The following is a 21,003-nucleotide window of genomic DNA, read 5'->3' as shown; positions in this document are numbered from 1 at the left end:
ACATGAATCAATCTACAACATCGTATAATCGATCTGTGATTGTGGGGATTTTCCTCGTTGGGGCATTCGTTGCCATTTTAAACCAAACATTGCTGATTCCAGCGATCCCACATATCATGGAGGAATTCAATATTGATGTCAGCAAAGGACAGTGGCTCACCACAGCCTTTATGCTGACAAACGGGATCCTCATCCCGATCACGGCTTTCTTAATCGAGAAATTTTCTAGCCGTTCTTTAGTTTTAACAGCGCTTAGCATCTTTACAGCCGGTACCATTCTTGCTTCATTTGCAACGAATTTCCCTGTATTACTTGCAGCGCGTATCGTGCAGGCAGCCGGCGCAGGGATTTTAATGCCGCTGATGCAAACGATCTTTTTAACCATTTTCCCGAAAGAAAAACGTGGTCAGGCAATGGGTATGGTCGGACTTGTCATATCTTTCGCACCAGCTCTTGGACCAACACTTGGCGGCTGGATTGTTGATTCCTTCAGCTGGAAGTTCTTGTTCTATATTGTTCTGCCAATCGGTATCATTGATCTCATTCTTGCTTTCTTCTTAATGAAAAATGTAACGCAGCAAAGAGAAACACGAATTGATGTGTTATCAGTCATCTTGTCGTCCTTCGGTTTCGGCGGACTGCTTTACGGATTTTCTAGTGTTGGCACATATGGCTGGACGAGCGCCACTGTCCTCATTTCGCTGATTGTCGGCGCTGTGAGCTTGTTCTTCTTTATTCTGCGTCAGTCGAATTTGACAAGACCGATGCTTGAGTTTGGCGTCTTTAAGTTTGCGATCTTTAGCTTAACGACCTTCCTTGGGATGCTTGTTTTTGCTTTATTGATTGGGACAGAGACGATTTTGCCGCTCTATACGCAAAATGTGAGAGGATTGTCTGCTCTTGATACAGGGCTGATCTTATTGCCTGGTGCACTCTTTATGGGGCTCCTCTCACCAATTATTGGACGGATTTTTGATAAAGTCGGCGGAAAAGGGCTGGCATTAGGCGGGTTTACGATACTTACCGTGACGACCTTGCCATTTATGCTGCTCACCCTTGATTCATCCATCGCCCTCATTACAGTCGCTTACACACTTCGCTTGATCGGTGTTGGGATGATCATGATGCCGCTGACAACAGCAGGTATTAACTCTTTACCGCCTCATTTGATCCCGCATGGGACAGCGATGAATAACACGATGAGACAAATGGGTGGTTCCATTGGGACAGCTGTGCTTGTCTCCATCATGAGCAGCTCTGCTGCAAATGCAGAATTGGCCAGCCCCTTAAAATCAGCCGTTCATGGAATGAATACGTCATTCTTCATTTCTGGTCTGATCGCAGTCCTTGGGCTCGTCCTCTCCTTTTTCTTAAAGGAAAAACGCAATTCTAAAGTGATGAAGCAGGAGTTATCTTCCTCCTCCTCTTCTTCATAAGAAAAAGAGCTCGGCATATCGCCGGCTCTTTTTTCATATACTCACGTTATCGTCCTCCCCAAAAACACATTTGTATTTTCCATGAAGAAAAACCTTGATAATTTAAAGAAAAGAGTTGATAATAGGAACTATTCAATTTGTGAGAAAATTTTTACTATAGGAGATGTATGCATTGAAGGTCGTTAAATTTGGTGGCAGTTCACTTGCATCTGGCAAGCAGCTGCAAAAGGTATTTGACATTGTAACAGCAGATCCAGCTCGAAAAGCAGTCGTTGTTTCCGCACCAGGAAAACGGCATTCAACGGATACGAAGGTCACCGATCTATTAATTAGCTGTGGTGAGCAATATTTACGTTTAGGCGAAGCACACGATTTACAGGAAGCTGTCATTGAACGGTATGCCTCGATTGCGGATGAACTTGGGTTAAGTCATGACGTGATTGACACCATCCGGCAAGATCTAGATAGCCTCTTACAGGCAGATACGTCTCATCCTGAGCGATATCTTGATGCCATTAAAGCAAGCGGTGAAGACAATAACGCAAAGCTGATTGCTGCCTATTTCCGCTATCAAGGTGTCGAAGCTCACTATGTGAACCCAAAGGAAGCTGGTTTATTTGTGAGCGATGAGCCTGGTCAAGCGCAAGTCCTTCCAGAGTCATATGATCATTTGTATAAATTAAGAGAGCGCTCTGGCATCATCATATTCCCTGGCTTTTTTGGATTTAGTTTATCGGGAGACATCGTTACCTTTTCTCGCAGCGGCTCCGATATTACCGGTTCCATTTTGGCAAACGGTTTGAAGGCAGATGTGTACGAAAACTTTACAGATGTGGATGCTGTTTATGCTGTCAATCCAACGATCGTTCATGAGCCAAAGGAGATTACAGAGCTAACATACAGGGAAATGCGCGAGCTATCCTATGCTGGTTTTTCCGTTTTCCATGACGAAGCACTCATTCCAGCCTTCCGTGCAGGCATTCCTGTGCAGATTAAAAACACCAATAACCCTTCGGCAAAAGGCACAAAAATCGTGAACCAGCGGGATCATACCAATGGACCCGTTGTCGGAATCGCTTCAGACAGTGGATTTTGCAGCATTTATATTAGCAAATATTTAATGAACCGAGAAGTCGGTTTTGGGCGTAAGGTGCTGCAAACGTTAGAGGAATATGGACTTACGTATGAGCATGTCCCTTCTGGCATTGATGATATGAACATTATTTTAAGGCAGGATCAGTTGGAGGAGCAACATATTGAACAAGAGCTACTCGATCGCTTAAAGCTAGTGCTTGATGCAGATGAGGTCGTGTTAGAACCGAATCTCTCCCTCATTATGATTGTAGGAGAAGCGATGCGTCACAATGTTGGCACCACAGCAAGAGCGGCAAAGGCGCTGTCAAAAGCGAAGGTCAATATTGAAATGATCAATCAAGGCTCCTCAGAGGTCAGCATGATGTTTGGCGTCAAAGCGGCTCAAGAAAAAGAAGCTGTGCAAGCGTTGTATGAGGAATTTTTCTCTATGTCTACTGTTCCTGTCTCTCTTTAATGAGCAGGCTGCCAGATCTCAGGATCGGCAGCCTTTTTTGTTCTCGCCCGATTCACATGGATTCGCGCATTAAAGTATATCTATTTCTCGTTTGATTTTGTATGATAGAGACAAACCAACTATTGTTCCGATATATGATCGGAGCTACAAGGAGTCCTAAAACAATGCCTCGTCAACAACTATTAAAACAGTTTCGCAATTTTCATGATGCTTCTACGAGTATTTTAAATATGATGAGTCAATTCACTAATGTGAATACACTGTTTATTGCTAAAAACGATCAAACCACCAATCAGATTGTAAAGGTGCTAAATCATGACGAGCAGCTTCTTGACGAAGGAGAAGAAATTCCTTACGAGAAGACATTTTGCAAGCTGGCGGTCGATCATCAGGCTACGCTTGTGATCCCTGATATATCATCGGATGACCGTTCTAAATCCTTAGAGGTCACGAAACGTCTCCAAGGCGGATCATTCATCGGAGTGCCGATTGATTTTACAGATGGTACGAACTACGGAACGATTTGCGGGCTTGATTCAAGGCCGCAACAATTCACAGATGAGCATGTGCATATGTTTGAAACGATGGCTTCTCTATTAAGCTACGTTCTTGAACTAGACCGTGCCAACCGGCAGATTCAGCAATTATCTGTACCGATCGTCCCAGTTGTTGACGGTGTCGCTGTGCTTCCTCTACTTGGTGATATCGAGGAGACACGTGCTCAGCATATATTAGAAACCATTTTACAGGAAAGCTACAGGCTGTCGCTCTCTCATTTGGTCATTGATGTATCGGGAACAAAACGCCTGAATGAACAGAGCATTCAATATTTGGTCAGCTATGCGCAAACGCTGAGACTTTTAGGGATTTCGGCTGTTTTAACAGGAATTAAACAGGACCTTGCTTTAAGTGCGATTCAATCGAATATTTCCTTTAAAGACATCACCATTCGGAAAGACTTGCCGCAGGCACTTGCTCATATTGGCTTGACGTTTACTAAGACGGAATAAGGAATGAACACAAAAGGGCTAACATCAGTTAGCCCTTTTGTTGTGACAGCGGTAAACGAATCGTAAATGTCGTTCCCTTATATTTCTCACTTTTCAAATCAATCTGTCCTTCATGCAAATCCACGAGCTGCTTGACGATGGACAAGCCAAGTCCATATTCTCCATACGGTGTAGTCGTTCTCGAAATATCCGCTTTATAAAAACGTTCCCAAATGTGTTTGACTTCTTCTGGTGCAATACCTACTCCTGTGTCTTCTACTTCAATGATCGTTTCCCCATCCTCTTCTTTCCCTCTCAACACAATGCGGCCGCCTTCTGTAAACTGAATAGCGTTCTTTGTGATGTTGACGAGGATTTGAATGAGCCGATCATAATCTGCGTATACCTTTTGGTCAGGATTCACCTCTACAATGAGCTGATTGTTTTTCTCTTCAGCCATACGATTCAGTTGCTCCTTGATCACTTCAAACGTATCAATGAGTGGATAGTGAAATTTTTGAAGGGTGATTTGATTCGACCTGATTTTCTCATAATCCATATTTTCATTGACGAGACGCAGCATTCGTTTTGTCTCATCAGTGATGAGCGCATAGCATTTCTCTTTCTCTTCTGCCGGCACATCCGCAGTATTCAGCCATTCGACCAATCCTCGAATGGTCGTCAGCGGTGTTTTCAATTCGTGAGACACATCTGCGATAAATTGTCGTCTCCGTTTTTCGAGCCGGTCAATTTCCTCCCTTGACCGTTGAAGACGATTCGCCATCATATTAAAATCCTCACCTAGTGTGCCAATTTCATCAAGGTGTTTGTTTTCAAGATGGATGTTGTAGTCACCATGCGCAATTTTCTCAGTTGCCTCTCTCAGTTTTTTAATACGATTCACATGAAACTTCGACAGAAACAGACTGAGAATAAAAGTAATCGTCAATGCCACAAACACGATGATATATAAATACCGATTCATTTGAGCAATTAGTTCCTCTGCTCCTTGAATAGGAGCAATGAGCACAACCCCGCCCTTCAGCTTTCCGTCCTCTATGACAGGAAGTGCCACAAGGGATGCTTCTTGATCAAGTCGGCGTGAATCACTCCGCTTGACAATGATGTCTTCTCCTTTTGCGAGCTTAGTCCACAAATCCTTTGTGAGTAAAGCTTCATGCGGCGGCATCTCTTGCTGCTGAGTTAGTACATTCCCTTTTTCATCAAAGACGAAAAAGCGAATTTGTCTTGTCGAGAGAATGTCTTCAAATGGACGGAGGCGGAAGTTCATCTCGGCTTTCGGTAGCTGTTGAAAATTCCGCAAAATTTCATTCCCATAAGATTTCATTTCATCCACTTTGTTCTGATAGGCAATATCTTTCACAAAATGAGACATGAGGGTGCTGATAATAATGATGGCAATGAGCAATAACCCAAGGTGACTCATCAGAAGCTGGTAAAAATATTTAATCTTCATCGAACTTATACCCTACGCCCCATACCGTATACAGAAAGGGCTTAGGTCCGTCTCCGATTTTTTGGCGCAGCCGTTTAATATGAACATCGACCGTTCGTTCATCTCCATAAAATTGATATCCCCAAATTTGCTCCAGCAATTGCTCGCGCGAAAATACTTGCCGAGGGTGCTGAATAAAAAAGCACAGCAAATCATATTCCTTCGGCGTCAGATTCTCAATTGGCTCACCATCTAGAAAAACCTCTCTTGTTTTTTTATCTAACAGGAAATGTGCTGTTGCCAGACGTTCGTCTTCTTTTTGAATCGTTGTTTGCGTGAATCGGCGTTTCACCGCTTTGATTCTTGCCATTAAGGTCAGGGGGCTAAAAGGCTTGGTCACATAATCATCTGCCCCTAGATCAAAACCAAGCACCTGATCAGACTCCGTCTCCTTTGCTGTCAGCATAATGATCGGAACATCACTGATCTGACGCACCTTTTGACAGATGGTTAGACCATCCATTGAAGGAAGCATGATATCTAATATCAGCAGATCCCAATCATCTTCTTGCTTAAACCGATTTAAGCCGTCTTGACCATCATGAACGAATTCCGCCTGAAACCCTTCTCTTTGAAAAAACATTTCGGTCATTGTACACACACTCTGATTGTCTTCAATCATTAATATCTTCATCATCAGCCTCCGCTGTTGCCATTGTATTTCTTTTATGTAGCTTTATTTTACATGTTCCATCTTAAATCTCAATTGGATTCAAGTGATTTCTTGAACTTATCATAGTTTGGTCATCTTTTCTTCATACTTTTTAATAGAGTGAGATGTTGTAGTGAATTGTATTGTTATTTTAAATAGGATAGGATTATGTACGTAAAGAGAGCTCACCTATTAAGGGTGAGCTCTCTTTCTTGATCATGCCAGCATCTGCTTATAAGAAGAATCGTTTCCGTCTTCAACGGCCTGTAAGATCTGCTGTGCATAAAATGCGTCCGTAACACTGTTTAATTTTTGCATGATGTCTTCTTTCGATAGTGCATGGCCAGGTGCTCCCCGCGGAATATCGACTCGTTTGCTGATGGTGGTGCCATCAGACAAGGTGAGCTTCACAATCGTAAAGCGACCTTTTGGGACAGCATCTGGATGAGGTTCTATCGTTTGGTCGTATCCTCTCTTCACCCGTTTCATCCATGTGCGTATTTGTGATGAAATAGGTTTTTTCGTAAAGGCATCCAGCGCCAGCGTCTGTCCAAACGCGGCAAGTGCGATCACATATTCGACACTGAATCGCCCTTCTTCTCCAGTCGAAGGTGTCCGCTCAATAAGCGCTGCATCTCCGCCAGGCGGGAACAGGACATCTACTTGTTTCACCTGCTCCGGTGAGAAAGGATGCTCTTTCATTAAGGATAGGATTGCATCGGCAGCATGATGCGCCGCTGAGCAGAACGGATACACTTTGAACCACAGCCCTGGCGAGACAATACGCCATGTTGTACCATACCCATCTAGAAAACGACTTTCCGCACGCTCCTGATCTCCATAGAGCGAAAAGAAACCAAGCGTGCCATCAAGAATCGATTCATTCCCGCCAAAACCTGAGTAAGCTAAATCCATGGACCATACGGCTGTTCTAGCCGCTAAGCCGGCTTGTAATGGTTTCATATCAGAGCCGAACTGCTTTCGCATGCCGGCAGATTGCGCTCCAGCAAAGCCGATTGCCTTCATTAACTCTTCCTGTGAGACCTTTTTTAAATACCCAATGGCACATACTGCCGCAATGGCTCCAAGGGTTCCGGTATTATGCCAGCCTCGCTCATAATGCGCTTTGCCGATGGATTCGCCAAGCCTTGCCATCACTTCAACGCCTGTGATGTAGGCTGCTAAAAATCGATCGCCAAACCCTTTTCCGTCTGATAGCTGTGATAGCAATGCTGGAATGATCACCGCACTTGGGTGTCCTCTCACGTCTGAATGCACATCATCATAATCAAGGGCGTGGATCAAGTAGCCGTTCAGCATCGCTGCGGATTGACGGCTGACCTTTTTCCCTTGTCCGATGACAGGAATTTGAGCTTCTCCGCCTTCTTGTTCCACAAGTGCCATGAGCTTTTGAATTCCTTCGTCCTCTTTCGCAGCAAGCGCCGCCGCCGCAGCGTCTAACAGACCATGTCGAGCCATTTCTACCGCCCGATGATCTTGAAGTGGATCAGCAGACAGTACAGCCTCTGCCAATTGTTTTGTTAATTCCATGATCGTGACTCCAATGCCCGAACAGCAAGCTCGGCAAAAAAGGCAGCGGCAACAGGGAGTGCGCCTTCATTCAGTGTAAAGGCGGGATGATGCCATTCCTCGGTACCGCTCGTCCCCATCCATACGAAAAAGCCTGGAATGTGTTCTTGATAAAGGGCAAAATCTTCTCCGCCCGGTGACTGCTCTGCCTGAACGACTGTGAGATCCAGCGCGCTTGCCGTTTCTTTGACCACCTTTGTTAAACGATCGTCATTTAGCACAGAAGGCAAATACGGATGCCATTTCACTTCGCCTTTTGCCCCAAATCCTTCGGCAATCCCCCTTACGATTTGCTTCATGAGCTCTGGAATCATCGCTCTCACTTCAGGCTCAAATGTCCGAACGGTTCCTTCCATCTCAACACGATCAGGAATCACATTCCATGATGTACCGCCTTGAATACGTGTGATACTGACGACTGCATGATGCAATGAGCTGATTCGCCGGCTGACGATTTGTTGAAGAGCACTTGTGATCTGCCCGCTGATGGCAATGGGATCTACCGTGTGATTCGGAATACCTGCATGACCACCCGTTCCTTTAATATCGATTTCAAACCGGTCTACACTCGCCATTAAAGCTTTTTCTCTAACGCCTATAGTGCCAACTGGCAGGTTAGGTTTGTTGTGCATACCAAAAATGGCATCCACTCCATCTAAAACGCCTGCCTCTATGACATGTTTTGCTCCTTGCGCGACTTCCTCAGCCGGCTGAAACAAAATACGGACCGTTCCTTTGATCTCGTGTTTCCGTTCTTTTAATAAAAGAGTCGCTCCAAAGATAGAAGCTGTATGGAAATCATGACCGCAAGCATGCATTTTCCCCGGTACCTTTGAGGAAAATGGTTCGCCAGATGCTTCTTCAATCGGAAGTGCATCAATATCAGCCCTCAGGACAATCGTTGGTCCCTCTTGTTCTCCTTTGATTTCACAGACAACACCTGTTTGAAGAGCTGGAAAATCGAGTACGGTGATCCCCTCCTCTTCTAACCAGCTGCGCAGTTTTTTAGTCGTTTCATATTCTTCAAATGCCAGCTCTGGATGCTCATGAAGCGCTCGGCGAATGTTAATTAAACGTTTGTTTAATGCTTCATTTCCTATTGATTTCACTGATACTCACCCCTCTAAAGAGTAAAAAGCAGCTTATGCTTCTTCAGCCGCTGCTTCTTTTTGGATAAATCGTTTTGTTCGTTCATTCTTCGTTTCATCAAATAACTCAGTTGGTGTGCCCTGTTCAATAATATGACCATCTGCCATGAAAATCACATGGTCTGCTACTTCTCTTGCAAACGCCATTTCATGTGTCACGATGATCATCGTTGTTTCTTGGATGGCAATGGATTTAATCACTTGAAGCACACCCGATACAAGCTCTGGATCAAGTGCCGATGTTGGTTCATCGAGTAAAATCGCATGTGGATCAACCGCTAATGCGCGGGCAATCCCGATTCGCTGCTGCTGTCCGCCAGATAACGTGACTGGATAGCTGTCAGCCTTTTGCTCTAATCCTACCTGCTTTAGCAGCTTCATTCCAATCTCATTTGCCTGTTGCTTCGTCATTTTTTTCGTCACAAGCAGTGATTCTGTAATATTTTGCAGTGCTGTCTTGTTTTTAAACAAATTATAGTTTTGAAACACCATAGCTGTTTGTTGACGCAGGTGATGGGCTTCTTTTCGTGTATATTTAGACGCATCGAGCTTTGCATCGCCAATTTCAATCGTGCCTTCATCTGGTATTTCTAATAAATTTAAGCAGCGCAGCAAGGTGGATTTACCGGAGCCAGAAGGTCCGATAATGGCCACAACCTGCCCTTTTTGCACGTCAAGATTGATTCCGTCTAAGACGACAAGGTCGCCAAATGATTTCTTCAAATTGGTGAGCTTGATCATGTCCACACCTCCTTAATTCCGGTAAGGTTTGCTGATTTTTCGTTCAAATAGGTCTTGAAGGAAGCTATAAATGATGGTCATCACCCAATACACAATCCCTACAGCTAAATAGGTTTCAAAGTATTTATAGTTCGCTGACGCAATCATCTTCCCTTGTGCAAACATTTCTGCCACACCAATCGTAAAGGCAAGAGATGTTTCTTTTAAAAGACCGATAAAAGTATTCCCCGTTGCTGGAATCGCATTTCTAATTGCCTGCGGGAAAATAATTCTGACGTAAGATTGCCATCTTGTCATGCCGACAGATAGACAAGCTTCTAGCTGCCCTTCATCTACAGAGTTGAGGGCCGCTCTGAAAATTTCTGCTAAGTATGCTGAGTTTTTAATACTTAATCCGATAATGACCGCTGTTAGGGCATCCATTGAAGTCATCGCAGGGAATAGCTGCGGAAGACCAAAATAAATGAGAAAGAGCTGAACCAAGGTTGGAACCGCTCTGAAAAAAGAAATATACAGCTTGGCAAATTGGTATAAAACAGGTATCCGGTTTTTCGTAATAAGAGCGAATACCACACCAATGATAATGGCAAATACCATGGAGACAATCGCCATGAAGATCGTTATCGGCAAGTATTGAATCAATGTCGGAAAAACCGTCACCATATACTGCCAATCAATTTTGTTCATGTCTGCTCTTCACCGCCGCTGTCGTTATTTTTTAATTGGCACCGTGACATCGTCTTTGAAATACTTCTCAGACAATTTTTTCAGTGTCCCGTCTTCTCTTAATTCTTTGATCGCTTTGTTAAATTCTTCTCTTAGCTTGTCATGCTTTTTATCTTTGGCAAATGGGTAGCCTACTTCTTCATACACAATGGGGTTGCCAACAATTTTGAGCGGCAGACCTGTTTTTTCAATTTGAGCCAGTAATACACTGCGTCCGTTGACATAAGCATCTACGCGGCCATTTGCCACTTCATTTAAGACACCATCTTGCGTTTCATATGTTTTAATATTGATTTTTTTGTCCGGATCTTTGCTCTCTAAGTTTTTGGCATGGTTAGAACCAAGAACTGCCGCCACTGTTTTTCCTTTTAAATCATCAAGACCTTTGATGTCGTTGTTGTCCTTTTTCACGATGATTTGTGTTCCTGCATATGCGTACGTATCAGTAAAGTTAAACGTTTGTTTACGCTCATCTGTGACTGCGACTTGGTTTGACACTGTATCCAGCTTACCAGATGTCAGCTGCCCCATTAGTCCGCTGAATTCACTTAACTGCCAGTCTAGTTTATAGCCTAGTTTTTTTGCGATAGCTTCAGTGACTTCAACATCAAAGCCAACAAGCTTGCCATTGTCTTTATAAGCAAACGGATAGCTTTGCCCTGTGGCGCCTACTTTTAATACTTTTTCGTCTTTTCCTTCACTCTGATTGTTGCCGCCGCAAGCTGCTAAAACTGCCAGCATTGCTGCAAATAGAATGACTAGCCACTTTTTGTTTTTCATGTTCGTATACCCTTCTTTCCTCTTATGGTTGTGTAATATCTGACCTTAGTTGTTTTTTCAAATAAACCGTGATATGACCCTTGCCTAAATCCTTTTCTCCTGCTCTGACGTAGCCTTTGCGCTCATACATGTCTATGAGCCACGGATGCTTATCAGCTGTACCTAAAGATACGTATGGCACCTTTAAGGTATCTCTTAGCACTTCGGTTTCCACCCATTCCAGCAAGATAGAGCCTGTCCCTTTTTTGGCGGATGGTTCTGAGGCAAACCACCAAATGTGAGGGACACCGAACGGACCTGGCTGTTCTCCCCAAGGCATACGGAGCGACAAGGTGGATAGAAGCTCTCCGTTTTCTTCCATCACATAGCAAAGATTCTTTTGTACATTTTTCTGAACGAGAGCGAAATCAGCATGTGCTGCTTGGAACTGGATGCCGAGCTCACGGATTGGCTCATAAGCTCTTGTTGTCAGTTCAAGCAGCGCCTCTATATCTGCCTCTGTTGCCAGACGAAACGTGTATCCCAACGTTGGTCACCTCACCTTTATGTCGTGTAGCGATTTTTTGGCTGTGCTAATCCGAGATTTTCTCGTAAGGTTTGTCCTGTATATTCTGTTTTAAATAAGCCTCTCTCCTGAAGAATTGGGACGACGCGGTCTACGAACATGTCCAGCCCTTCTGGCAATAGCGGGGGCATGACGTTAAAGCCGTCTGCTGCTTCTTCATTGATCCATGTTTCCATCACATCTGCGAGCTGCTGCGGTGTACCAATGAAAATATTATGACCACGAGAGCCGGCAACTGATTGATAGAGCTGGCGAATGGTCAGGTGATCCTTTCTCGCCATATTCATCACGAGATCAAAACGGCTTTTTACCGCATTTGACGTGCTTGGATCAATCTCTGGCAGCGGGCCGTCTAAAGGATACTGAGACAAATCAATCCCACCTAAGTAGTTTTGCAAAATGCTCAGCCCAATCTCAGGAACAATCAGCTCCTGTAATTCTTCATATTTCGCTTTGGCTTCTTCCTCTGTATCAGCAATAATCGGGAATATCCCCGGCATGATGCTGACGTCTTCTCTAGCACGACCCGCATCCTCTACTTTCTCCTTCAAGCTTTGATAAAATTCCTTCGCTTTTTCGAGATCGTTTTGTGCTGTAAAAATAAGTTCAGCCGTTTTCGCTGCAAGCTTTTGACCATCTTCGGATGACCCTGCCTGAATGATCACTGGCTGCCCTTGAGGCGTACGTGATACGTTAAGTGGACCTCGTACTGAGAAGAACTCCCCTTTATGCTGGAGCTCATGAAGCTTACTAGATTCGAAGAATTCTCCCGTTTCCTTGTTTCTGACAAGGGCGTCTTCTTCCCAAGAATCCCACAGACCTTTGACGACCTCGACGAACTCTTCTGCTCGCTCGTATCGTTTATGGTGGGCTAAATGCTCTTCTCCGCTAAAGTTTTTCGCTGTTTCTTCAATAGAAGATGTGACCACATTCCATGCCGCTCTTCCGCCTGATAAATGATCAAGGGAGGCAAACTGTCTTGCAATATGGAAAGGCTCACTGTATGTAGTGGATGCTGTTGCTGCTAATCCAATGGATGAAGTAGACTCAGCAATGGATGAAAGCAGGGTGAGCGGTTCAAATCTTGTAAGTACATTCGGATGAGAGGTTTGGTTAATGGATAAGCTGTCGGCTAAAAAGAGTAAATCTAGCTTTCCTTCCTCTGCTTTTTTGGCTAATTGTTTAAAATAATCCAGGTTCATGGCTGCATCTGATACGGCATTCGGATGTCTCCAAGAGGCAACATGATGTCCAGTTCCTGCGATGAATACGCCTAGCTTGAGCTTCCTTTTCGGCTGTGACACTTGTTCTTCATCCTTTCTATATCCTCATATATCAAACTGAAGTCCTCAGAAGATACATTTTTCTGATTGAATTAATCGGTTTTATCAATAAAAAAAGGGCAAATGTTGCGAAAAATGAAAAATAATTATTACTATATGCCCTTTTTACAGGATTGTCAACCGCCTTCTGAACCTCCAAAATGAGGGATTTCTCTCATTCATTATGGTGTATCGATTTCAATATTTCCAATGATCCGATCGGTCGTATGTGTCGCCAATTGGCTACGTTCGAGCATATTATGGGCGATCACGGAATGAGTAGACGATATGGTGCGGACAGCAATTGCTTTTTGAGGAGATAAATTAATGATGTTATTCCGCAGTACACGGGCTGAAGCCGCTTGATCGATAAAGATCGCTGTCGGCTGTCCGAACGAACGATTTAAATAGAAGCGGTTATCTCCGATTTGTGGTGAACCGTTTTTAATATACATCACGACATATAAAGATGATTCTTCAAAGGAATTGTCTTTGATTTCTAATGGCCCCGTCGTGTTGCTGTATACGGCGTAGTTTTGGTAGTGCTTAAAGCGATTATGCCAAATGAAAGCCTTTGCATTTCCAGTGACACTGATCGTATACGAAGATCCAAGCTCTTGGTGCCCTTCTTGAATAAAGTGATTGCCGTTGATTCCAGCTTCCCCTTCCTGCACCCAGATCCCTCTGCTGAATTCTTTGAATTGATTGTGCTGGATGAGGATATTCGTTCCTCTTACCATCGCTCCATCAATCACCGAGTAAATCGTATTGTTTGAAAAGACGACGCTATCTGACTGATAGATACGCAGCGCTGCGCTTCTTAGTCCTGTATTCGTCCCCGATTCAATATGATTTCCTTCTATTAGAATACGGTTCGCCATATAAACGGACAAAGCCGCATCTTCAAATAGACTGATCTTATTCCCTGTAATGTGAACACTATCGCCCCTCACATCAATCCCTTTTTCAAATCCTTCAATCATATTGCCAATAATGATCACATTGTTTTCTGTTTGACCAAGAGAGACACCTAAACTCGTAATTCCTGCTTTTGTGACGCCTCCTCCTACCGCACGGATCAAATTGTTAGCAATGATGGTTTCCGTGGCAAATCCATAGGAGATACTGCTATCTGTATGATTGCCTTCGATGATGACACCATAGCCATTGAAGTTATAAATAGAGCTTGCGGCGCCACCTCTTACAATGTTGTTTCGGATTTGAATATTCAGCGGTTCCTCCATATTCACTGCATTTTCCCCGTAGCCTTCAATATCAATGCCCATTCTTGGCTCGACTCCGTTTACTCCTGCTCTCTCAAGCAGACAGTCCTCCACAATGACCCCGTCACAGCCTGTGATCGAGATATTGTTTCGCCTTGAATCTGTAACGTGGCAACCAGAAATATGAATAGATGAAGCAGGAGAGTACGTTTCAACCTGTGATAATAAACCATGGGGACTGACAATGATGCCGTCTCCCGTACAATTTTTGATTTGTACACGATTCACTTCTACATCAGATGCCCCTTCAATACATATCCCAAAGCCCCACTCATGGGTTTTTCGTTCAGGGGGAAGCGACTTGTATACATGTTCATGTCGATCCCCTTCGATTCGCCCGCCCCTGATGGTCACATGCTGAACCTTTCCTATATAAAAGGCCGCATACCCCCACGAATCATTTGGTATCACCTTAATGACGGCATCTGGCGCCATCTCAATCGTCATATGACTTGGCACACGTATACCCGCACCCCGGAAAGGAAAAAATCGATCTCCTCTGTACACTGCATCGATGACATACGTGCCGCTCGGCAGCCAGACGTGAGAATACCCCTGCGCTTTCGTCCATTCTAAGCATTCATTGAGCTTCGCTGTACAGTCCGTTTTCCCATCCGCCACCACACCAAAATCTTGTACATTGACAACAGGCTTTTTCAGATCAGATTCATTTAATTCCCCCAACCTAAACTCCTCCTTTTCACACATGTTCTCTTGTCATCCTATGCATGTGTAAAAGGTTTGCTTGTACAATTCTTCAAATTTTAAATAAATTCTTTCAATATAACTTTCAGACCATTCTCACTTGAAAGAATTTTTCATATTTTTGAGACTTTACGCCTATTGAACTAACATTTTCCTGTTTTAGAATAGTTTTATATTGACACAAGAACTATACAAGAATATCATTTTTCTCATATCTCTTTTTTTAAGAAAGGATCTATGCCATGTCTACAATTGACCACGATAAAATTGTTAAAAGTGTTCCTCAAAAAGGGTTTTTTGGACATCCTAAAGGACTTTACACACTGTTCTTCACTGAATTTTGGGAGCGTTTCTCCTATTATGGCATGCGTGCACTGCTTATTTATTATATGTACACAGAGGTGACAAAAGGCGGTCTTGGTTTTGATCAGACAACAGCCAATTCGATCATGTCTGTCTACGGTGCGCTTGTCTATATGTCAGGCATTATTGGGGGATGGCTCGCCGACCGCGTATTCGGTTCGTCTAGTACGGTCTTTTATGGCGGGGTTTTCATTATGCTTGGACATGTCATTTTGGCTTTACCAAGCGGAGCAACAGCGCTCTTTATTAGTATGGGTCTAATTATTATTGGGACAGGTCTTCTGAAGCCAAACGTTTCAAACATTGTGGGCGACCTGTATTCTAAAACAGACCCACGCAGGGATTCTGGCTTTAGTATTTTTTACATGGGGATCAACATGGGCGGTTTTATTGCCCCGTTAATTGTCGGAACACTCGGTCAAAAAGTGAACTTCCACCTCGGATTCTCACTTGCTGCCGTTGGGATGCTTGTTGGTCTGATTACATTTGTGATCACGAAAAAACCGAATCTTGGTCTTGCCGGTACTTATGTGACAAATCCACTATCAGCTACTGAACGCAAGAACTTCAAAATTTTCGGAACATTAATTGCCATTGCGCTTGCTGTTTTTGCTGTCATCGGCATTCGAACAGGTGCACTCACAATTAATTTATTCACTTGGTTTGTCAGTGCCCTTGGTGTGCTCATTCCGATTGTATATTTCATCGTCATGTATTTCAGTAAAAAGACGAGCCCAGTGGAGCAATCCAGAGTTCTCGCTTATATTCCATTGTTCCTTGCTGCGGTGATGTTCTGGGCGATTCAAGAACAAGGCTCAAACATTTTAGCCACATATGCAGATCAACGAACAAACTTGAATTTCCTTGGGATGACACTTGCCTCTTCGTGGTTCCAATCATTGAACCCAATCTTTATTGTGCTATTGTCTCCTGTGTTTGCTTGGTTGTGGATTAGACTTGGAAAGAAACAGCCGTCTACCCCGATTAAGTTCTCACTTGGCCTTCTGTTTGCAGGGTTATCCTTCATCATCATGATCATTCCTGCCTACATGTCTGGTCCGAATACACTTGTGAGCCCATTATGGCTCGTTCTGAGCTTCTTCCTTGTCGTGATCGGAGAACTCTGCTTATCACCTGTTGGGCTGTCAGCGACAACAAAGCTTGCACCTGCTGCTTTCTCAGCGCAAACGATGAGCCTTTGGTTCCTTTCAAATGCGATGGCACAGGCGATCAACGCGCAAGTGGTCAAACTGTTTGATAAAGTCCCAGAAACCGTCTATTTCGGTATCATTGGATTACTCGCCATCGTTTTATGCGGTGTGATGCTACTCTTAACACCAGTGATTAAGAAAGCGATGAAAGGGATTCATTAAATAAAAAAGAAGCCTGCCCATTGGGTTGGCTTCTTTTTTATAGTTTAAAACCGGATCTCATCATCTCCATGAATTTGCAGCTTGAGCGATTCACTTTTCGCCTGATGCTTTTTTACATAGCGGTGATAGACGACATACCCAATGATCATGAGAGGGACGCCGACATATAGCCCGATGCGCTGCTCATGATCAAAGGCAAGGCTGATCAACACGATGGTGTTGAGCGTAATCGCAATAATCGGCAGAACCGGATAAAGAGGGGTTTTAAATTTTAAGTTTTCCAGCTTTCCGCCTGCTTTCAAATATCTTCTGCGGAAAAGCATTTGTGATAAGGTAATGGTGATCCAGCCAGTCTGAGCACTCATGCCGGCAATGGACACGATCCAGGCAAAAACTGTTTTTTCTGCAAAGAAACCGGATAATAGCGAAATCCCTGTAAACAGGAACGTGAGCAGTAAGGCATTCATCGGAATACCGCGCTGATTCACGCGTCTAAATGCTTTTCCTGCCATTCCTTCTTTCGATAAGGAATAGAGCATTCTCGTCGATGCATACAAGCCAGAGTTGGCAACAGATAATAAAGCGATGATAATGACAAAGTTCATGATATCTGCCGCAAAAGGAATACCCGTTCTCTCAAAAACAGTAACAAACGGACTTTGCAGCACACTCGCTTCCTTCCATGGCACCATACCTGCTAAGACAAAGATAGATAGGACGAAAAAGACGAGTGTACGCCAAACAGTCTGATGAATCGAGCGCGGAACGGTCTTCTCAGGGTTTTCACTTTCTCCTGCCGCAATCCCGATCAGCTCTGTTCCTTGGAATGAAAAGTTCACGGTGATCATCGTGACCACAACGGCAAGCAATCCATTTGGAAACAGCCCATCACTCACAAAATGACTGAAATAAGGGGCAGGTTCACCGCTCGTTGTTTCAATAAGACCAAACATCGCCGCTCCGCCTACACCGATAAAGAGTAAAATCGCAATGATCTTAATGGTTGAAAAGAAAAACTCCGACTCCCCGAACGCTTTCGCCGACCGGGCATTTAATAAGAAAAGACACAATCCAAAGATGAGACACCAAATCCACACATCCACTTGCGGAAGCCAGCGCCTCATTAGCTGTCCTGCTGATAAAAATTCAAGGGCGACCGTTGCTGCCCAGCCAAGCCAATAAATCCAGCCAACCGCAAAACCCGCTGCAGGGCTGACAAATTTCGTCGCATACGTATGAAACGAACCGGACACAGGAAGTGCAACCGACAGCTCTCCAAGACACAGCATGGTTAAATACATAATCAATCCGCCCACAATATATGAAAGAACGGCTCCAACTGGCCCTGCTTGTCCAATCGTATAGCCCGTTCCTAAGAAAAAGCCTGTCCCAATGACACCGCCAAGTGAAATCATAAATAAATGACGGGAGGTCATCGCCCTTTTCAATTGCTCAGGCTGATTTTGTCCAACATCCACAATGATGCCCTCCTTCTTCTAAGATGTTCTGTTATCAAAACATGTCTCCATGTGATTCATTCCATTTTCAAAACAACCTACTAATTATACATCTTTTATAATAAATATGCTTCCTTCTATGGTCACTGTCTTAAAGTCTTTATTTTAGTAATGTTCGCACAAATATGCGGTGAATCTTATCATTTGATAGGATGCCGTATAACCAAAATATTCGCACAAAAAACCAGTATGGAACTCCATTTACATACTGGTTTCTTTTCTCTTATGATCAATTGTAAGACACCGTTCACTGTTTACACATTCACAAATCTTTATTCTTCCAGCAAACACATTTTGATAAAATCATCTATTTCCTGAAAGCAGCTATTTTTAGATTCAGCGTGAAAAGCCGTAGAATATGGATCGGCGAATCCATGCTTTCCTTCTACTATTCTCACGCATAGATTGTCCTTTTTCTTCAAAATTTCCGCAATCTCTAGAGGGTTAAAAGATGCTTCGATCTTTGGGAAAAATAAAAGAGTTTTGCAAGCAGGTGCAAGATGGACGTAATCTCTGATTCTTGAACCATAAAACCCAATAACTCCGGTAAACAGCTTATCATATTGGCTGCATCTCCAAGCAATTGTTGCCCCCACACTAAAACCTATGAGAAATATATCTCTCAATGCATTTTTCGTTTTTAACTCTTTTGCCACATTCAATACGATCTTTACCGATTCATCAAAATCAACTTTATTCATAAAGTAGTCGTATGCCTCATTCTCACTGACATAAGGAAAGTTTTTAACCTTTCCTAATAAATGAGGACAATACACCTCAAAGCCAACTTTGTCAAAATGATAAATGACACTCTTCATATGATCATTTATTCCGTATATTTCGTGTATTAAGATCATGACGGGTTTTTGTTTCGATATATGCAAATGACCACACTTCCCTTATATTACGTTTGTTCACTGAATATCGTTTACTTTATTTTCTTAAAAAGTCATATGAATCGACTGATATACAACAACATAACCATCTTTTGATGTGATGATCATAGCATATTTTTCCATTAAATAGTCTATCTAACATTCTCATTAATCGAACAATTTTCATTATCGTTTGAAAATGTGTTGGGTTTTAACCACCTTTTGTTTTGGGTATAGTTCTATCGTTTGTCCGTCCAACCATTTAAGGGCATAAAGTTGATGAGATTCGCTCAAGCTAGTTTCAAATGCTTTACTTTTAGGTTGCTTCTCTGTAAGATCATATGTTGTAAATACCAACAAGAAAAGTGGGGAATAAAATGAAAAAAATGTTCTTTGCCATTATGTTAGGCGCTTGTGTTGCATTGATCACGGCATGTGGATCTGGTGCAAGCGACAACGCGAATAAACAATCTGGGTCTAAGGAATCAGGTGACCTTTGGAAATCCATTCAGGATAAAGGTGTTCTGACGATCGGAACAGAGGGTACTTATGCTCCTTTCACATTCCATGACAAAAAGACAGATAAATTAACTGGCTACGATGTAGAAGTCATCACAGAAGTAGCAAAACGTCTTGACTTAAAACCTGAATTCAAAGAAACACAATGGGACAGCATGTTTGCTGGACTGAATTCAAAACGTTTTGACGTGGTAGCGAACCAAGTTGGTAAAACTGGACGTGAAAATCAATACGAGTTCTCTGATAAATACACAACGTCTCAAGCCATTGTTGTGACAAAATCAGATAACAACGACATCAAGAAACTATCTGATGTCAAAGGCAAAAAAGCAGCACAATCCTTAACAAGTAACTACAATAAACTAGCAACAGATGCTGGCGCTAAAATTGAAGGCGTTGAGGGTCTTGCACAATCGATTCAATTGATTCAGCAAGGACGTGCTGATTTGACATTCAATGACAAGCTAGCTGTATTGAATTACTTGAAAACAAGCGGGAACAAAAACCTAAAAGTTGCATTTGAAACAGGAGATCCTCAAGAAACTTACTTTGCATTCAGAAAAGGCAGCGGCGAAGTCGTTGACAAAGTGAATGGCGCATTAAAAGAAATGAAAAAAGACGGTACACTTGCTAAGATTTCTAAGAAATGGTTTGGTGAAGATGTTACAAAGTAATACCCTAGGAGTCGTCATTCCTTGGGATCTTCTTCAGCAATCTTTTTGGCCAATGGTGATGCAGGGGATTTATTATACAATCCCCCTTGCCATCATTGCCTTTATTATTGGTATTTTTATTGCGCTTGTGACAGCTCTTGCTAGAATGTCTAAAATCAAAGCCCTCAGATGGATTTTTTCCATCTATGTGTCGGCCGTTCGTGGAACGCCGCTTTTTGTGCAATTGTTTATTATTTTCTATTTCTTTCCGACATTTAATATCACACTAGATCCATATCCAAGTGCCATTATTGCTTTTTCATTAAACGTAGGTGCGTATGCGTCAGAGATTATCCGTGCATCCGTCCTGTCTGTTCCTAAAGGACAATGGGAAGCTGGTTATTCAATTGGGATGACGCATCGTAAGACGCTCGTCCGCGTGATTTTACCGCAGGCTGTGCGTGTATCGATTCCGCCACTATCTAATTCATTCATTAGTTTGGTGAAGGATACATCCCTTGCCTCCCAAATCCTCGTGGCAGAGATGTTCCGTAAATCTCAGGAAATTGCTGCGGCGAACTTGGATCAGATCTTGTTCATTTATATGGAAGCAGCCCTGATCTATTGGGTATTCTGCTTCATTTTATCACTCGTTCAGCATCAAATTGAAAAACGACTTGATCGATATGTCGCAAGGTAAG

The 21,003-nt window shown here is 43.2% G+C and carries 18 protein-coding genes; 6 read left to right on the top strand and 12 right to left on the bottom strand.

Annotated features, from left to right (window positions below; translation table 11 throughout):
- Nucleotides 1–2 precede the first annotated feature (2 nt).
- The 3 genes from GPS65_RS05830 to GPS65_RS05820 all read left to right on the top strand — a co-directional run bounded on the left by GPS65_RS05830 (nucleotide 3) and on the right by GPS65_RS05820 (nucleotide 3,995).
- Complete coding sequence (locus GPS65_RS05830) at nucleotides 3–1,436, top strand: MDR family MFS transporter (RefSeq protein ID WP_012008920.1); 1,434 nt, start codon at nucleotides 3–5, stop codon at nucleotides 1,434–1,436.
- Nucleotides 1,437–1,608: 172 nt separating this feature from the next.
- Complete coding sequence (locus GPS65_RS05825; protein WP_012008919.1) at nucleotides 1,609–2,985, top strand: aspartate kinase; 1,377 nt, start codon at nucleotides 1,609–1,611, stop codon at nucleotides 2,983–2,985.
- 164 nt (nucleotides 2,986–3,149) lie between these two features.
- Nucleotides 3,150–3,995: a GAF domain-containing protein gene (locus GPS65_RS05820; RefSeq protein WP_012008918.1), complete on the top strand. Its 846-nt coding sequence runs from the start codon at nucleotides 3,150–3,152 to the stop codon at nucleotides 3,993–3,995.
- A gap of 28 nt (nucleotides 3,996–4,023) precedes the next feature.
- Here GPS65_RS05820 and GPS65_RS05815 read toward each other — a convergent pair whose 3' ends face one another.
- From GPS65_RS05815 to GPS65_RS05770, 10 genes are all read right to left on the bottom strand, one after another.
- Nucleotides 4,024–5,451: a sensor histidine kinase gene (locus GPS65_RS05815; RefSeq protein WP_119124411.1), complete on the bottom strand. Its 1,428-nt coding sequence runs from the start codon at nucleotides 5,449–5,451 to the stop codon at nucleotides 4,024–4,026.
- Nucleotides 5,441–6,124, bottom strand: coding sequence for a response regulator transcription factor (locus tag GPS65_RS05810; protein WP_012008916.1), 684 nt, complete (start codon nucleotides 6,122–6,124; stop codon nucleotides 5,441–5,443). Before GPS65_RS05810 ends, GPS65_RS05815 begins: the two co-directional genes overlap by 11 nt.
- Nucleotides 6,125–6,358: 234 nt before the next feature.
- A complete protein-coding gene (locus GPS65_RS05805; RefSeq protein WP_119124410.1) occupies nucleotides 6,359–7,693 on the bottom strand; it encodes an MmgE/PrpD family protein in 1,335 nt (444 codons plus the stop codon).
- The gene (locus GPS65_RS05800) at nucleotides 7,684–8,841 is read right to left on the bottom strand and encodes an amidohydrolase (RefSeq protein WP_012008913.1); all 1,158 of its coding nucleotides are present in this window, start codon (nucleotides 8,839–8,841) and stop codon (nucleotides 7,684–7,686) included. Before GPS65_RS05800 ends, GPS65_RS05805 begins: the two co-directional genes overlap by 10 nt.
- A 33-nt stretch (nucleotides 8,842–8,874) precedes the next feature.
- Nucleotides 8,875–9,621: an amino acid ABC transporter ATP-binding protein gene (locus GPS65_RS05795; protein ID WP_012008912.1), complete on the bottom strand. Its 747-nt coding sequence runs from the start codon at nucleotides 9,619–9,621 to the stop codon at nucleotides 8,875–8,877.
- Nucleotides 9,622–9,633: 12 nt separating this feature from the next.
- Nucleotides 9,634–10,308, bottom strand: coding sequence for an amino acid ABC transporter permease (locus GPS65_RS05790; RefSeq protein ID WP_003214174.1), 675 nt, complete (start codon nucleotides 10,306–10,308; stop codon nucleotides 9,634–9,636).
- Nucleotides 10,309–10,332: 24 nt separating this feature from the next.
- Complete coding sequence (locus GPS65_RS05785; RefSeq protein ID WP_012008911.1) at nucleotides 10,333–11,127, bottom strand: amino acid ABC transporter substrate-binding protein; 795 nt, start codon at nucleotides 11,125–11,127, stop codon at nucleotides 10,333–10,335.
- 22 nt (nucleotides 11,128–11,149) lie between these two features.
- Nucleotides 11,150–11,653 carry a GNAT family N-acetyltransferase gene (locus GPS65_RS05780; RefSeq protein WP_119124409.1) on the bottom strand — a complete coding sequence of 168 codons (504 nt, stop codon included), beginning with the start codon at nucleotides 11,651–11,653 and terminating at the stop codon, nucleotides 11,150–11,152.
- Between the two features lie 17 nt (nucleotides 11,654–11,670).
- A complete protein-coding gene (locus GPS65_RS05775; protein ID WP_012008909.1) occupies nucleotides 11,671–12,996 on the bottom strand; it encodes an LLM class flavin-dependent oxidoreductase in 1,326 nt (441 codons plus the stop codon).
- Between the two features lie 200 nt (nucleotides 12,997–13,196).
- Nucleotides 13,197–14,981 carry a right-handed parallel beta-helix repeat-containing protein gene (locus tag GPS65_RS05770; protein ID WP_041815165.1) on the bottom strand — a complete coding sequence of 595 codons (1,785 nt, stop codon included), beginning with the start codon at nucleotides 14,979–14,981 and terminating at the stop codon, nucleotides 13,197–13,199.
- Nucleotides 14,982–15,244: 263 nt separating this feature from the next.
- On the opposite strand from GPS65_RS05770, the gene GPS65_RS05765 reads away from it, so the two are divergent.
- Nucleotides 15,245–16,738 (top strand): peptide MFS transporter, encoded by a 1,494-nt coding sequence (locus GPS65_RS05765; protein ID WP_119124408.1) that lies wholly within the window; start codon nucleotides 15,245–15,247, stop codon nucleotides 16,736–16,738.
- A 44-nt stretch (nucleotides 16,739–16,782) separates the two neighbouring features.
- Here the strand turns inward: GPS65_RS05765 and GPS65_RS05760 are convergent, their stop codons facing one another.
- Together GPS65_RS05760 and GPS65_RS05755 are read right to left on the bottom strand one after the other, a co-directional pair.
- Nucleotides 16,783–18,216, bottom strand: a complete 1,434-nt coding sequence (locus GPS65_RS05760; protein WP_119124407.1) for an amino acid permease — start codon at nucleotides 18,214–18,216, stop codon at nucleotides 16,783–16,785.
- A 311-nt stretch (nucleotides 18,217–18,527) separates the two neighbouring features.
- Nucleotides 18,528–19,112, bottom strand: a complete 585-nt coding sequence (locus GPS65_RS05755) for a dienelactone hydrolase family protein (RefSeq protein WP_012008906.1) — start codon at nucleotides 19,110–19,112, stop codon at nucleotides 18,528–18,530.
- A 395-nt stretch (nucleotides 19,113–19,507) separates the two neighbouring features.
- Here GPS65_RS05755 and tcyA point away from each other — a divergent pair, with 395 nt between their 5' ends.
- Nucleotides 19,508–20,323 (top strand): cystine ABC transporter substrate-binding lipoprotein TcyA, encoded by an 816-nt coding sequence (gene tcyA / locus GPS65_RS05750; RefSeq protein ID WP_003213831.1) that lies wholly within the window; start codon nucleotides 19,508–19,510, stop codon nucleotides 20,321–20,323.
- Nucleotides 20,310–21,002, top strand: a complete 693-nt coding sequence (locus tag GPS65_RS05745; protein WP_012008905.1) for an amino acid ABC transporter permease — start codon at nucleotides 20,310–20,312, stop codon at nucleotides 21,000–21,002. The genes tcyA and GPS65_RS05745 overlap by 14 nt, the downstream gene beginning before the upstream one ends.
- Nucleotide 21,003 lies beyond the last annotated feature (1 nt).

The sequence above is a fragment of the Bacillus pumilus genome (genome assembly GCF_009937765.1).
In the GTDB taxonomy this organism is placed as follows: Bacteria; Bacillota; Bacilli; order Bacillales; family Bacillaceae; genus Bacillus; species Bacillus pumilus_O.
Note: the sequence above shows the minus strand (reverse complement) of the source record. Positions and strands in the feature narration are given on the sequence as shown.